General features: G+C 69.6%; 9 protein-coding genes. All 9 read right to left on the reverse strand.

Annotation, left to right across the window (positions count from 1 at the left end; translation table 11 throughout):
- A complete protein-coding gene (tssB, locus tag WME79_RS27900; protein WP_437520775.1) occupies window positions 1–501 on the reverse strand; it encodes a type VI secretion system contractile sheath small subunit in 501 nt (166 codons plus the stop codon).
- 160 nt (window positions 502–661) lie between these two features.
- Entirely contained in the window at window positions 662–2,341 is a 1,680-nt protein-coding gene (tssA, locus tag WME79_RS27905) for a type VI secretion system protein TssA (RefSeq protein WP_437520778.1), read from the reverse strand.
- A gap of 142 nt (window positions 2,342–2,483) precedes the next feature.
- Window positions 2,484–3,458, reverse strand: a complete 975-nt coding sequence (gene tagF, locus WME79_RS27910) for a type VI secretion system-associated protein TagF (RefSeq protein WP_437520781.1) — start codon at window positions 3,456–3,458, stop codon at window positions 2,484–2,486.
- A gap of 353 nt (window positions 3,459–3,811) precedes the next feature.
- Window positions 3,812–7,528 carry a type VI secretion system membrane subunit TssM gene (gene tssM, locus WME79_RS27915; RefSeq protein WP_437520784.1) on the reverse strand — a complete coding sequence of 1,239 codons (3,717 nt, stop codon included), beginning with the start codon at window positions 7,526–7,528 and terminating at the stop codon, window positions 3,812–3,814.
- Between the two features lie 41 nt (window positions 7,529–7,569).
- Complete coding sequence (locus WME79_RS27920) at window positions 7,570–8,247, reverse strand: DotU family type IV/VI secretion system protein (protein ID WP_012237618.1); 678 nt, start codon at window positions 8,245–8,247, stop codon at window positions 7,570–7,572.
- Between the two features lie 34 nt (window positions 8,248–8,281).
- A complete protein-coding gene (tssK, locus tag WME79_RS27925; RefSeq protein ID WP_437520788.1) occupies window positions 8,282–9,643 on the reverse strand; it encodes a type VI secretion system baseplate subunit TssK in 1,362 nt (453 codons plus the stop codon).
- A gap of 181 nt (window positions 9,644–9,824) precedes the next feature.
- A complete protein-coding gene (tssJ, locus tag WME79_RS27930) occupies window positions 9,825–10,616 on the reverse strand; it encodes a type VI secretion system lipoprotein TssJ (protein ID WP_437520791.1) in 792 nt (263 codons plus the stop codon).
- A 73-nt stretch (window positions 10,617–10,689) separates the two neighbouring features.
- Window positions 10,690–13,395: a type VI secretion system ATPase TssH gene (tssH, locus tag WME79_RS27935; protein ID WP_437520794.1), complete on the reverse strand. Its 2,706-nt coding sequence runs from the start codon at window positions 13,393–13,395 to the stop codon at window positions 10,690–10,692.
- 36 nt (window positions 13,396–13,431) lie between these two features.
- Window positions 13,432–15,306 carry a transglycosylase SLT domain-containing protein gene (locus WME79_RS27940; protein WP_437520796.1) on the reverse strand — a complete coding sequence of 625 codons (1,875 nt, stop codon included), beginning with the start codon at window positions 15,304–15,306 and terminating at the stop codon, window positions 13,432–13,434.
- Between the last annotated feature and the right edge of the window lie 59 nt (window positions 15,307–15,365).

Here is a 15,365-nt window from a genome sequence, read left to right on the forward strand (position 1 = left end):
TTACTCCCCTTCCTTGTCGAGCCCGAGCTCGCTCACGATCTTGTTGCGCTGAGCCGGGTCGCTCAGGATCTGCTGAATCTTGCTGCGGAACGCCTTCTCGTTTCCGAGCGGGCCCTTGAGGGCCGTCAGCGCGGCGCGCAGATCGAGCAGCTTCTTGAGCTCCGGCACCTGGTTCGCGATCGCCTCGGGCTCCATGTCGCTCAGCCGGCGGAACTTGAGGTTGACCGTGAGCTCGCTGTTCTCCTGCTCGGACAGGACGTCCTTCACGTTGAAGGTGAGCGCGAGCTTCTGCTCGCTCATGACCTTCTGGAAGTTGTCCTTGTCCACGTTGATGGGCTTGCGGTCCTCAAGGGGCCGCGGATCCGGCCGCTGCGTGTAGTCGCCGAGCATCAGGAGCTTCAGCGGCAGCTCGACGTCCTCCTTCGCGTTCCCGGTGGCCGGCTTGTACGTGATGTTCACGCGCTCTTTCGGCGCGACCGATCCCTCTTTCGATCCGCTCATCGTAGGCTCCTTTCCCCGTCAGCAGCGGGCGGAGCGCCCGCAGGCCGAACGAGCATAGAACAAAATCCCCGCCCCTCGGGCAAGCTTCTCGGCGCGACGCGCATCCGCGCTCCTCGCCCTCGTCGCCCACCTCGGCCTCGTCGGTTCCCCGGCATCCCGCTCACTCCCCCAGCGACATCTTCAAGGCGAGCGCCGCGTCGAGCTGGCAGACGCGCTCGAAGCAGAGCGTCTCCTTCGCCTTGGCCTCGGGGGTGGCCTCGTAGCCCTGGTTCAGGACCCGGTAGCACGTGTGGAGCGCGGCGTAGAGCTCCGCGCAGAGATCCGGCTGCCAGGTGGTGAGTCGGTGGTGGTCGACGAGGTGCTCCAGCGCCTCGAGCTGCGCCCGCGCCACGAGGAACTGGGACAGCTCGATGTTGATCTGGGCCATCGCGAGCCTCACGCGGAAGCGGTCCAGCGCCGATGGAGCCGCGGCCGCGGCCTTCTCGAGGAGCACCATCGCGTCGATGGGCTGCTGGTTCGCGACGAGCCCTCGGGCCTCGGAGAGCGGCTTGTCGAGGTAGCTCCGCGCCCTCGCCGGGGCTGCGGCGCCGCTCGCACCCGAGCCGCCGAGCGCGGCCGCGACCTCGGACGAGAGCCAGGCTTGCGTCTCGCCGTCCGCGAACGGCGTACCGTCGCTGAACTTGAGGGTCGGCAGGAGCGGCGCCCGCAGCAGCAGGGCGCCCACCTCGACCAGCACCGCCCGCTTGGCGTCGGCGTAGTCGTCGCCGAGCTGATCGAGCGCGCTCGCGACGTACCTGTGCGGATCGAGCCAGAGAGGATAGCTCTGCGCGTACTCGTCGGCGACCTGCAGCAGGTCGGCGAACGCCCCCTGGGTCATGAGCGCCGGGAGCGTCTGCAGCACGTGCTCGGGCGGCGGCGGGATCGCCGTGCTTCCCGTCGGAGACGACGCGCCCGGATCGTCGAGGAGGTCGACCCAGAGCCCGACCCGGAGGATGCGGTACGCGGACGCCCGCTTCGGATCCGCCGCCCGGAGCGCGTCGCCCGCGCGCGCCATCAGGAGCGAGCACTTGCCGAGGGCGGTGAGCGCGGCGTCTTCGTCGACGATCGCCTCGAGGCTGAGCGCCGGATCGCCCGTGGCAGCCACGCGCGCGGGCGCGGGCGGCGGCGCGGCGGCCGCTACCGTGGCCGCCGGCGGCGCCTCGACCTTCGGTGGCTCGACCCGCGGAGGAGGAGGCGGCGGGGGCGGAGGAGGCGGCGGAGGCGGCGGCGCCTCCGCGGGCAGGCTCGCGACGACGCTGCGGATCGCGTTCCGCAGCGGGCCGATCCCTCCGTAGGCGTCGCCGAGTTTGTCGGCGAGGTCGACGTCCAGGGCGCGGCTCACCTGGTCGATGGCGTTCACCACGTCGCGGTCCGCGGCGGAGACGGTGATGCCGGTGAGCGTCCCTGCCGCGAGGTCTCCGAACCAGGAGCACAGGTTGCCGCGCGCCTTGGGCCGCTTGATCGCGGGATACATGGTGTCCCAGAACGCGTTGTTCAGCTCTTGCACGAGCACGAGCCCGTCGAGCAGGCCGGGCAGCTTGTCGACCTGCGACTTCGCCGCCGCGTAGTAGAGCGCGACGCGAAAGTCCTTGGACTTCTCGCTCAGGAGCTCATCGGCGACGCTCGCGATGCGCCCCCAGTCGACCTTGCCGCCCGCGAGCGACTGCAGCTTGTCGACCTCGTTCTTGAGGCCCTCGAACGCCTCGTCGTAGGTGACGTCGGCGCCGACGCCGCCGTTGATGGGCGCGAACAGCGCCTCGATGCGCTCTTTGGATTGTTGGATGGCGTCTTCAGCGGCCATGGGGCGCGCAGGATATCAAGGCGTCCTGGGTGTGGACGGCGAATCAGACGACGATTGCATGGCGACTCCGGCGGGGAGCTGGACAGCGCACCGGAGCGGCCGCGCGCGGGGTGGAGCGTGTGCCGTCGGCTCGGGCATCGGCTCAGCCGAGGGCTTCCAGGAAGCTGTCGAGCGACAGATCGGTCCGGGCGACGAGCGCGTCGAGCTCTGGCCCGAGCGCATGTCGGGAAATATGCTCCTCGACCCGTGGGGGTCCGCAGAGATCCGCGATGTGCTCCGCCTGGGTGGTGGGCGCGATCATCTCGCGGAACGAGCCCACGTGGGGGGTGCCGAGGTGGAGGAGCAGGGTGCGCTGGGGTGTCCAGAACGCGTTCATCAGCGTGCGTCCCCATTTCGACAGGCGGCGGGTCATGTCCATCCACACGGCGGCGGCGTAGGCGTCTCCTGCGCCGAGCGGCAGCCTGAGGGCGAGCCCTGTCCTCGGGAGCTCTTGACCTCGGAATGGGATCACCGAGTCGAGGATGTTCTGCAGCACCCAGAAGCGGCTCGCGTCGGTTCCGAAGCCGGCGTCCCAGAGCGCCTTCATCGGCTGGGTCTTCAGCCATGCGCGGTACGCGGCGTGCGCCGCGTCGGGATCGTCGAGCGACGGCGGCACGATCTGCGATACGCGGTGGAGGAAGGCGTCGACGGGCAGGGTCCTGCCGTTCGTCGCGGCGTCGTGGGCGGCGGCGAGGAGGGGGAACAGGGTGATGGGGAGCGACGGCCCGGCGGAGACGAGTTGATCGTAATCGTAGGACCCGAACACCACCATCGGGTAGAGCCGCCCAGCGTTATCGCCGCTGGCGGCCCAGGCGCCCACGAGCCCGCGGGTGGGCGGCTCGTCCCCTTTCGGTTCGCCGTGGAAGACGAAGAGGCCCAGGGCCGTCTGGTAGTGCGCATCGAAATGGGCGCCCATGGCGCGCCGGGCGAAATCGATGGACGCGCCCAGCCAGCGGTCGAAGGCCGCGAGCTCTTCTCCACCTGCGTTCAGCCGGATGAAATCGCCCGTGGCGGGCAGCTTGCCGAAGCAGCCGATCTGCGGCGGAGCGGCAGGGCCCTTCTTGCGGCGCCAGAACATGACTGCTGGGAGTGAACCACGAACCGCTCACCGAGCGCTACCACCTTCCCGGTTGCGGCAGGAACGTGCGAGCGCCCCCCGCACGATGCCATCGAAGCTCAGCGCCGCCCCTCACCCTCTCTCCCCCCTTTTCACAAAGAGCCAGCGGGGGAGGGGGTGTCGTGCGGGGGGCCGGCGGGGTAGGGCCCCGCGAACCCGAGCGCCGGCCCGCTCCGTGCGACGCCCTCCCGGATCGGCTCTGCCGTTCAGCCGGCCATAGCCCCCCAAAAGGCGCGAGTTCGCGGGAGGGGCCCCCGCCGGCCCCCCGCACGACGCCCCCTCCCCCGCTGGCTCCGTTGCTGCTGCTGCCTAGCTCACCCTTTGCCGAAGCGATCGCCGATGCTGGCAGGGCAGTTGGTCGCCCGGAAGAAGCTCGTCGGGAACGGGTGGTTCCCGCGGGTCGGCCGGATCTCCATGGTCACGGTCACAGGCGGCGCGGTCATCTGCCAGGTCACCGTGAACAGCTCGTCGTTGTCCTTCTGGGCGGTGGTCGTCCCGGCCTCGAAGAGCCGGAAGATCCCCCACGGCCCTTCGCGCACGAGCTCCTCGTCGAGCCCGCCCGCGCCGCGCACCTGGATCCTTGCGCCCTTCGCGCCGTCACCCGGCCAGTTGAAGGTGTGCCAGAACTCCTTCTCGTTGCGATAGAGCCTCTTCTGGCCGTCGACCTCGAAGACCACCTCGCTCACGATCGGGCTGACGGTCTTCATGTTGATGTGGAAGACGACCTTGGGCCCCTCCCCGCCGCCGCTCCCGAAGAGCGCGTCGGAGATCTCGTTCGAGCGCCTCAGGCAGTTGTAGAGGTTCGCGCTGAACGGCGTGAACGGCTTCGCCGCCTGCGGCTGCCCCGAGAGGTGCGCCTTCGGGAAGAACTCGTGCCCGACCTGGTAGTGGAAGCCCTTGAGGTACGTCTCGTAGAAGCCCCAGAGCACCCCGTCCTTCGGCTTGAAGAAGGCCATCGCGTCCTCGAGCGAGGCGTCGCGTGACGACGCGAGGTTGAACGGGTAGCGGTCCTTGATCTTGTCGCGGTAGTGCGGCCAGACCTCGACCTCCCAGATCCCGCTCGCCGCGCCGCCTGCGCGCCGCACGACGGCCTTGTACGCCTGCCGGAGGGGGTTCATGAGGAGCGGCTCCATCAGCCGCTGCCCGTTCTGGTCCATCGAGAGCAGCAGCCCCTGCGTCTCCTTCACCGCGTCCTGGAACGCCTCCGTGGCCTTCGAGGTGTCCGCGTCCGGCGGCCCGTCCTCGACGATGCTCATCTCCCCTGCCAGCCGCTCGAGGTGGCCCACGTACTGGCCGAGCTTGGGCGGGGGCGGCGGGGGCTGCCCCTCGCCCGCCGGCTGCTGGGGCACCCCGAAATTGGCCATCGACTCGAACTTGTCAGGCACCGGATCGTAGTGCTCGCGCTGGTTCCCCGCGAGCATCGAGTCGATCCGCACGCCCGTCCGCTGGTCGACCTTCTGCGCGATCATGTCCTTGGCCCTGTCGAGCAGGCCGCCGTCCGCCGTCAGCAGGCTCGGCTTCTCGTCCTTCCCGAACTGCGTCTCGTCCGAGAGCCGCTGGAGCAGCCGCCGGTAGGGCCAATCGGGCGTGGAGAGCACCCTGAACTCGTGGATCGCGTCCCGGTTCGTCTTCGGGACGTCGACCTGGATGTCGCGGAAGAACGCCTCCCACTGCGCGATGTACGCGTTGTCGTAGTCCTGCCGGACGCGGTCGAGCTCCTTCTGGATCTGGTCGCCCTGCCGCTTCTCGTCGCTCGACAGGGGGAGCACCCAGAGCTCGCGCTCGAGCTTCTTCCTCCCCTCCTTCAGCGACTCGAGCACCTGCGCGTGCCCCTTGGCCGTGTAGGGCCCCTGCACCTCGAACCACGTCCCGCCCCGGTTCCTCTGCGCGCTGTGGACGACGGTCAGCACCTCGGACCGATCCGCGAACATCTCGTTGAGCGACACCGGCGGGTACTTCAGGTTCTCCGGCGTGTTCGGCCCCGACTCGTCGTACTTCTGATCGATCAGGCTCGTTACAAACTGATCGTAGTAGCGCTTCGTCGGGTCGACCCGCAGCAGGTCGGCGCGCGCCCGGGCGATGAGCGGCTCGTTCAGCTCCTCGGCCTCGAGCTTCTTCCGCCGCACGAGGTCGATGTAATACGCGACGTGCGGCGTGAGCCGCTCCTTGAGCTCGCTCTCGGGCAGATCGGTGAACGGCTTCAGGGTGTCGGCCCAGACCTGGACGAGCCGCCCGGTCTGCCACCGCGCCGCCTGCTCATCCATGTGGTCCTGGTAGCCCTTGCCGAGCAGGAGGTAGCTCCGCAGGGCGTTGTAGCCGTCCAGGAACTCCCCATCGCGCACCTTGTCGAGCTTCGCCTCGAGCTGCGCCTTCGCCGGGCTGACGAAGCCCTGCTTCAGGCTCGTGATGTACTGGCCCATCGTCGGCGGGAACAGCTTGTCCCCCTGGAACATGAACCAGCCGTACTCGATCGGCGTGTTCTCGACGTAGCCGTCGAGCCGCCCCACGTGCTCCTGCAGCCGATCGAGCTTGTCGATGTTCGCCCGCACGTTCGGCGGCGTGCCGCTCCGCCCGGACCAGTCCACGAACGCGATCTCGTCCGAGATGCGCCGGGTCTCGGCGACGAGCGCCTTGTTGTTGAAGTACGAGATCACCGCCGGCAGGAGGAACAGGAGCGCCACGAACGCCGCGGCCGCCGCCACCAGGATCCGCTGCATCCGCCGCCGCCGGAGCTCCGCCTCGGAGCGCGCGGCGAGGTCCTGATCCGGGAAGACGACGTTGGTGAAGACGTCGTGCAGGAAGAAGCTCTTCGACTCCTTCGGGGCCGCGGCGTCCTCCTCGCCCTCGCCGAGCCCGGCGCGGAGCCCGAACGCGCGCCCCATCGCCCCGACCACGCGGTCGATCGGCCGCCCCTCCTGGACGCCGCTCGTGAAGTAGAACCCGCGCAGGACCGGCGTCGGCGCCGCGCCCGCCTTGGGCGCGAACGCCGCCGCGATGAAGTCCGACAGGTTGCGCTTCACCGCCGCGAACTCGAGCGGGAACTGGTAGCTCTTCTCCTTCACCTCACGGTTGCGCTCGCCGATGAGCCGCTTCGTCAGGCGCGCGTGGAGCTTCTCGACGAGCACGTCGAACTCGCGGTCGAAGATCTTCCCGGGCTCGTCCTTGTTCTCGTCGAGCCGCACGGTGGCGCCCCACGCCTGGGCGCGCTCGCTCTTCTTGAGGTCGCCGAAGTACTCGGTGAAGCCCGCCACCAGGTCGCTCTTCGTGAAGAGCACGTAGACCGGCAGGACCATGTGCAGCGTCTGCTGCATCTCGTCGATGCGCGCGCGGATCTTCTTGCCGGTCTGATCGATCTGCTCGTCGCTCGCGTCGAGCAGCTCGCTCAGGCTCACCGCGACGATGACGCCGTTCAGCGGCTTCTGCTCGCGGTGCTGCAGCAGGGTCTCGAGGAACGCCATCCACTCGTCGTGGTCGTCGCTCTCGGTCGTGTACCGGCCGGCGGTGTCGAGGAGGATCGCCTCGTTCGTGAACCACCACTCGCAGTTCCTGGTGCCGCCGACGCCGCGCACGCCGGTGCGCTCGGGGTCGATGTACGGGAACACGAGCCCGGAGTGCCGGAGGGCGGTCGTCTTGCCTGCCCCGGGCGGGCCGACCATCACGTACCAGGGGAGGACGTACAGCGCGTCGGCGCCCCGCTTGCCCCCGCCGAGCTTCGAGGCCTTGAGCGCGGCGATGCCCTCCTGCATCTGCCGGTTGAGCTCCTGGATCTCCGCGCGCCGCTCCGGCTTCGCGTTGATCACCTGCTCCTGCGCCTGCTGTGCGATCGCCTTCTCGAGCGCTCGCGCGGCGCGCGCCGCGCGGATGCGCCTATAGATCGCCAGCCCGACGAGCAGGGCGAGGACGACCGCCGTCGCCACGAGCGGGATCTCGATCGGGAACGCCTCGGCCCCCTCCCCTGCCGCCGGGCGCAGCATGAACCACACTCCCCACACGGCGGTGAGGAACAGGGCGCTCAGGATCCACAGCCACATCGGAAGTCTCCCTCGGGAACAGCAGAGGACGGCGGAGTCGCCTAGGTCCCCGTGCTGATCAGCTTCTTGATCTGGTCGGCCACGCCCTCCGCGTCCGAGGCCACGACGAGCCGGAGCACGATGACCACGAGGACGGCCAGCACGAGCAGCCCGAGCGCGATGGCCAGGTAGGGCAGCTCGCGGCGCACCGCGTTCGCCCCGCCGTCCTTGCGCTCCGCGTTCGGCGCGAGGACCTCACCGCCGCCCTCGGCGACAGCGACGTGGTTGCCCACGCCCTCGATGACGGCGCCGAGGCCCTCTTGCTGGCGCAGACGATATTTCCCCTGGAAGCCGAGGGCCAAGCAGAGGAAGTAGATTTGCGCGACGTGGTTCCTGCCGCGCTGGCCGTAGAGGTTGTCGAGGTTCGTGAAGAACCCGTCGCCGGCCGTGTTCAGCTGGAAGAACTGGAACTGCAGCGGGTTCTGGAGCCACTGCGTCCTCCCCGGCCAGTTCGAGTTGAAGATCACCTCGTCGGCGAAGGCCGCGAGCGCGAACTTCGCGTCGATCATGTCCTGCTCGGGGATGCGCGCCTCCCGGCCGTTCTGCATCATCGTGTCGAACAGACCGAGCACGCGCCGCTGGAGGATGTCGGGCGCCGGGAGGTCGCGCGAGTTCCTGAGCTGCAGGATCAGCGAGAGCACGTCGGAGCACACAAAGTACATCGTCTGCGAGAGGCTCATGGGCTCCTCACCCGGAAGGGGCGGCCTGACACGTTCACTTTCCTGCCGGCACGGCGATCAGCCGGAGATCGACCTTTTGCGGTTCGATCGGCTGGTAGATAGCGATCGTGCCAGAGCCGAGGATATCGTTCCAGTAATCGCCGTTCTGGTTGACGCGGAGGTAGACGAGGCCCGGCTTGATCGGGATGGCGCCCGGCGGCCGGTACTCGATGGCGACGTTCACGCCGGGCGTCGCGGAGTGCAGGATGTGCCCGATCTGCGTCCACGAGCCGATCTTGAGCAGGCGCGGGAGCCGCTCGCGCAGCGTGGCCTCGTCCGTGCCCTTCGCCTCGAGGAACATCTCGTGGCTGCGGGGCAGCTTCGGGTCGTCGAACCTGCCGAGGTACATGCCGTCCTCGCGCTTCTCGAGCGGCACGATGACGAACTGTTCCGTCACAACCTCGTTGATGAGCCTCCAGGCCCGGTCGAACATCGGGTCGAGGACGCCATCGAGCTCGAGGTAGTTGAACTTGGGGATCGTCGTCGGATCGCTGTCGGTGGCCGCAAAGGTGCAGAGCTCTCCGATGAGCGAGCCGAGGACGACATAACACTGCTCCGGGTGCGCACCGCCGTGGTCAACGAGGTGCGACACGATCGGGATGTACGAGTTCAGGGTGTGGAGCAGCCAGAACTTGGTGAGGTCCGAGGCCTGGAAATCGACCGACGCGGCGGTGCGCATGCGGCGGCCCTCGACGAGCGATTTCTGCTTGCCGACGAGCGCCGAGAGCACGCGGCGGAGGCCGGACATGATGTGGTCCGACGTGTTGATGCGGAGGACCGACGGGATGAAGCTCTTCCGCAGGGCGATCGCGCCGGCGCTGTCGCGGACGAGCTGCGCGATGCGCACGGTCTGGTACGCGTCGCGCGGCTCGGTGCCGAAGAGGAGCCGCAGGTTGGTGCGGGCCCAGGTGACCGACTGCTCGTTGCGCCCCGAGTTCACGTCCGGGACCGTCGTCTGGGCGGCGACGAACCGCTGGGCGGGGCCTGCCTTCGCCGGGTCCAGGCTGATGTTCGCCGCGGTCTCGCGCAGGTTCGGGATGCCGAGGAAGACGTCGAGCGTCTTCAGCGCGGCCGGGAAGGCGCCCTCGAGCGGCCGCGCCTCGACCTGGTCTTCACCGCGATCGCCGATGAAGAACGGCGTGCCGTCGGGGAAGACGCCGTGGCATTTGACCACCTTGAACTGCCCGGCGGAGAGCGCGCGCTCATCGAACTGGGCGGACGTGATGCCCCAGTCGTAGCCCACGACGGCGTGGAGGCGCGCTTGGAGCAGCGTCTCGTGGTAGGCGTCCGTTTGCTGCAGGTGCTGAGGGGTCATGAAGAGCCCCTCGGTCCAGACCGGCTTGCGCGGGTGAATCATGTCGCCCGTCCAGTCTTATCAGATGTGCCGTGCACGGCGTCGCGAAAGCGGGTCGGGCGCAGGGAGCGCCGACGCTGCGCTGCGCGCATCGGCCCGCTCGTCGTCGCCGGGGGCCGCGCGGTCACGTCGCGCACGTCGCGTGGACTGCCGCTGGGAGAACGACCTGCGCGCGCCACGGCGATCACTTCCCCGGGCGGGCGGGCGCCTCTGGCGCGGCCACCTTCTTCGGCAGGCTGAGCCGGCGAACCGCGCTCGCGTTGGGGAACATCGACTCGTCGAACTCGACCCCGTTGTCGATCTTCGTCGAGTCGATGAAGAACGCGACCCGCGGATCGGCCACGGGCGGACCCGCGTCGGGCTCGCGGCCGCCGCACTGCGCCTCTCCGGGCGGCAGCGGGAACTCGTAGAAGGTCTTCCAGCTGTTGCCCTTCGGGCTGTGGAACAGGGCGGCGCCGACGAGGTGGCTCGCGTCTGGCAGGCGCTCGAACTTCACCTCGACGAGGTCGTTCGGGAAGACCTCGACCTCGTCGACCTTGGCGAGGTCGTCCTCGAGCGTCTCCTTGTCCTTGAGGAGGATCTGGTCGTACGTCGCGTTCTCCATGCGCGCGCTGCTCTTCAGCTGGTAGAGCCGCACGACCACGGGCCGGGGGTTCCCGTTCTCGTTGGGGTTGATGTTGTCGGACGCGTAGATCGAGAGCGTCACGATCTGGACGTCGCACGGCTCGGGGGCCGCGGGCGGCGGCGCGGCGGACGTGCAGCCCGAGAGCGCGGCGGGCAGCGCGGCGCCGAGGCCGACGGCGAAGGTCGCCGCCGCGATGGCCGCCGCGACCTTCGCCGGAGCCGCCCCGCGGAGGAGCGACGCCGGCCGACGTCGAGGCCCCGGCTGGCGCGCCGAGCCCTCCCCTGCGGGGGAGGGCGAACGCGGCGCCCCGATCCACATCGAACGCTGTAGGAGCTTGGCGAACGGGACCATGCTCCGCCCAATTTATGCGGAGTCTTGCGGCCCGTACAACTTTCGGTGCGCGGGCGGCGTCGATCGGTCCGATTCAGTCCGAGAACGCGATCGTGAAGTTCTTTTCGGCGTCGACCCCGATCTGGAGCCGCTTGGGGAGCGGCCCCTCCGCCATCTTCTCGAGGACGGCGACCGAGAGCAGCGGCAGGAGCGACGCCCGGAGGATATGGTCGATGTTGCGCGCCCCCGTGTCGACCTCGGTGCAGCGCGCCGCGATCGTCTCGACGAGCGCGTCCGAGTACGACGCCTCGATCCGCTGGCTCTTGCGCAGGCGGTCGACGAGCGCGTCGAGCTTGAGCCGCGTGATCTCGCCGAGCGCGTCGGGGGAGATCGGCAGGTACGGCACCGTCGTCATGCGCGCGAGCAGCGCCGGCTTGAAGTGCGCGGAGAGCGTCGGCTTGATCGACTCGACGATCTCCTTGATGAACTCGCCGTCCGCGTCGAGGCGCCGCGACGGGTCTTCTTCCCGCGCCGCGACCGTCATGTTCGTGATCTTGTCGGTCGCGAGGTTGCTCGTCAGGATGATGACCGTGTTCTTGAAGTCGACGAGCCGCCCCTCGCCGTCGCTCAGCATGCCCTTGTCGAACACCTGGTAGAACAGGTTCATCACGTCGGGGTCGGCCTTCTCGACCTCGTCGAGGAGCACCACCGTGTAGGGCCGCTGGCGCACGGCCTCGGTGAGCATGCCGCCCTCGCCGTAGCCGACGTAGCCGGGGGGCGAGCCGATGAGCCGGGAGACGGTGTGCTTCTCCTGGAACTCGGACATGTTGATGACCGTCATCATCCGCTCGCCGCCGAACATGAGGTCGGCGATCCCGAGCGCGGTCTCCGTCTTGCCGACGCCGCTCGGCCCCACGAGCAGGAACACGCCCTGCGGCGTGCTCAGCGGCTTCAGGCCCGCGCGCGCGCTCCGGAGCTCCTTCGAGATGCTCACGATGCCGTGCGTCTGCCCCTTGATCCGCCGGGTCAGCCGGTCCTCCATCTCGAGGAGCGCCTTCACGTCGTCCTGGACCATCTTGCCGACCGGGATGCCCGTCCACGCCGCGACCACGCTCGCGACCATGGCCTCGTCGACGTCCGGCCGGATCAGCGGCACCTCGCCCTGGCTCTGCTTGAGCTCGTCGAGGGCCTTCACGACGTCGCGGCGCGCGGCGTCCCGCTCCTCGTTCGTCTTCGCCTCGTCCATCTTCTTGCGGGCGTCGATGACCCGCTGCGTGCCCGCCGTCTCCTTCGCGTAATCGGCGCGCACCGACTCGAGCTCGGCCTTCGCCTTGGCGAGCTTGTCCTTGAGCTCCGCGACCCGCTCTTGATCGATGTGGACGCCCTTGTCCCGATCCCGCTCGAGCGCCTTGAGCTCGGTCTCGGTGTTCACGATGAGGATCTCGGCGTCCTCGACCGCGGCGGGGCGCTGCTGCAGCGCGACCTTCACCCGGGCCGCACAGGTGTCGAGCAGGTCGACCGCCTTGTCCGGCAGCTGCCTCCCGGTCAGGTAGCGCGCCGACAGCCGCACGGCCGCGGTCACCGCCTCATCCTGGATGATGACGTTGTGGGCCGCCTCGAACTTCGGCCGGAGCCCCCGGAGCATGACGACGGCCGCCGGCTCGCTCGGCTCGTCGACCTTCACCGGCTGGAAGCGCCGCTCCAGGGCCGCGTCCTTCTCGAAGTATTTCTTGTACTCGCTCCACGTCGTGGCCGCGATCGTCCGGAGCTCGCCGCGGGCGAGCGCCGGCTTGAGCAGGTTGGCCGCGTCGCCGCCGCCTTGCTGGCCGCCCGCGCCGATCAGCGTGTGCGCCTCGTCGATGAAGAGGATGATCGGCTTCGACGACCCCTTCACCTCGGCGATCACCTGCTTCATCCGGTTCTCGAACTCGCCCTTCACGCCGGCCCCTGCCTGGAGCAGCCCCATGTCGAGCCCGAGGATGTCGACGCCTTGCAGGAGCGGCGGCACCTTCGGGTTCTCCGGCGTGCTCTCGACGATGAGCAGCGCGAGCCCCTCGACGAGCGCCGTCTTCCCGACGCCCGCGTCGCCGACGATGATCGGGTTGTTCTTGCGACGCCGCGCGAGGATATCGATGACCTGCCGGATCTCCCGCTCGCGGCCGAAGATCGGATCGATCTGCCCCGCGCGCGCCTTCCCCGTGTAGTCGACGCAGAACTTCGCCAGCGCCGAATCGGGCCCCGCGCTCGCCATCCCGGCCGGCAGCTTCCCGGCCCCGGGGGCGCCTGCGCCCGCCGCTGCCGCCGCGGCCTCGGCCTCCTCCTTGGAGCCGGAGACGATCTTGGAGAGGTTGTTCTTGAGATCGTCTTTCGAGATGCCCTCGAGGTACGCGCCGATGCTGCTCACCGAGTACCGGGTCGGCTGCTGGACGAGGCGCTGGAAGAGCACGCCGCTCCGGACCCGCTGGTAGCCGTACTCCATGGATCCGACGAGATAGGCGTCCTGCATCCACTCGAGCATCGTCGGCGAGAGCACGGGCCTCCCGGCGTTGCCCTTCCTCAGCTCTTCCAGGCTGCGCTGGAGCGCGGCGCGGAGGTGCGATGGGTCGAGATCATAGTGGGATACGAGAAACGCGATGTCGGAGTTCGCGTCGTCGAGCAGCGCGAGGAGCAGGTGCTCGAGCGTGACCTCGTAGTGGCGCGCGTTGACACACTGGCCAATCGCCGCCTCGAGGGCAGAGGTGCAGTTCTTGGTGAGTCGCTTGACGATGGCTTTGGTGTCGACGAGCTGCATGCGCGGCATGCTAACCGAGGCGCGCCCTCGTCCGAAAGCGCCTCGTCAGCCTCGCCCCTTGCGCTTCTTCTCCGCGACCTCCGGGGCGCGGCCCTCGGCCCCGCTCGCCTCTCCGCGCTCCCGCTCGGGCGGCTTGGCCCCCCCGCGGGTCGCGTCGCCGCGCGGCGCCGGCGCGGCGTCGCGGGCGCTGTCGTCCTTTTCCTGCGCGGCGAGCGGCTCGCCGGCCGCGACGCGGTCCACCATGTCGGGCCGTATCCGCAGCTTGAGCAGGGCGCCAACGCGGAGCTTTTGGTCCGGCTCAATACGGTTATCGCGCGCGACGTCCTCGACGTCTATGACGAACTGCCGCGCCACGCCGATCAGCGTATCGCCGGGCGCGACGCGGTAGAGCATCACCTCGCGCGCAGACCGCGACCGCGACCGCGCGGCGCGCGTCCGCAGCGGGACATCGTCCGCATCGTCGTCGGACGAGCCCTCCGCGCCATCGTCGAGCGAGGACGTGGCCACGGGATCGCGCATCGAGCGTCGCTTGCCGGGCGCAGGCCGCTCGTCGTCGTCCACGTCCGGTTCCGCCGTCTCGGCCGTCCGCTTCCGCGCGGGCTTCGGGAGGAGCGAGAGCAGGCTCTCATCGTCCCGGCTCCCCCTCCGCGGCGCGAAGTCGCGTCCGCCGAGCAGGTCGACCGGATCGAGGATCGACGCGTCGTCCGTGGAGAGCACCTCCGTGGAGAGCATCGCGGGCAGGGCGGCCTGCGCGCGCGCCAGCGTGTCCGACGGGAGCATCACGAGGAAGTCTCCTCGTCCGGGCGGCACGCGGTCCCCCAGGATGTCGGGGTTCAGCTTCCGCAGCGTCGAGGTCCCCACGCCAGCGGCCTTCGCCAGCGTCTTGAGCGGCGTCCCCGGGGACACCGCGATCTCGGCGGCGTCGATCGGCCGGCTCACCGCGACCTCATCGAACCCGAACCGCTCCAGGTTGTTCGCCACGATCGCCGCCGCCCCGATCTTCGGCACGTAAGCGGCCGTCTCCGAGGGGATCGCCTCCTGGCGCGCCAGCTCGTTGAAGTCGGACGTCCCGTAGCGATCGATGCGGTCGAGCAGCTGCTCGTAGCCCATGTTGTAGGCCGCGAGCGCGAGGTCCCAGCTGCCGAAGCGCAGGTAGAGATCGCGCAGGTGGTGAGCCGCCGCCTGCGTCGCGAGGCGCGGGTTCTTCCGCTGGTCGAGGTGCCGCGTCTGCTGAAGCCCGTAGACCGCGCCGGTGGCGGGCATGAACTGCCAGAGCCCGACGGCGCCGACCGGCGATTTCGCCCGCGGATCGAAGCCGCTCTCGATCATGGACACCCAGATGAGATCCTCCGGAAGCCGTCGCTCCCTGAGCTCGGCCTGGACCATCTCCTGGTAACGCCCGCTCCGCTTCAGCCACGTCTCGAACATCTGCCGCCCGCGGTCGGTGCGCGTGAAGAAGCGGACGTACTTGAGGGTGCGGCGCGACACGGCGAGCCGGAGGTCCGGCAGCTGCAGCTTCGAGAGCGCCTCGGCGCCGGCCGAGTCGAGGTCGTCCACGTCATCGGCGTAGCTGCCTTCCGCCGAGAACGCGCGCGGCGGCCGCGAGAAGCTCGGCCGATCGAGCTCGCACGCGGCGCCCTCCCGCGCGTCGCGCCCCGCGGCCTCGCGCAGCCGCCACAGCTCCCGCGACTCGCCCCCCGGCGGCGCTGCCGGGCCGTCGAGCCCGCGCGCCGGCGCCGCGTACGGGGGCGGCGCCGCGGCGAGCGCCCCGACCGCCGCCGTGGCCCGCGGCGCCCCCAGCTGGTAGGTCGACACCGCCGACTGAACCGACGTGATCGCCGACTGGGGCGCCGCCATCCCGACCCCGTAGCCAAACGCCAGGGCCGAGACCAGGGGAGGGATCTTGTGGACGAGGCTCATGTGCGTGTGGTTTAGGGTCGCACCATGTAGGCAAACCGGTCAACAAACCGGCCGGACCG

The sequence above is a fragment of the Sorangium sp. So ce726 genome, from assembly GCF_051521405.1.
Classification (GTDB): Bacteria; Myxococcota_A; Polyangia; order Polyangiales; family Polyangiaceae; genus Sorangium.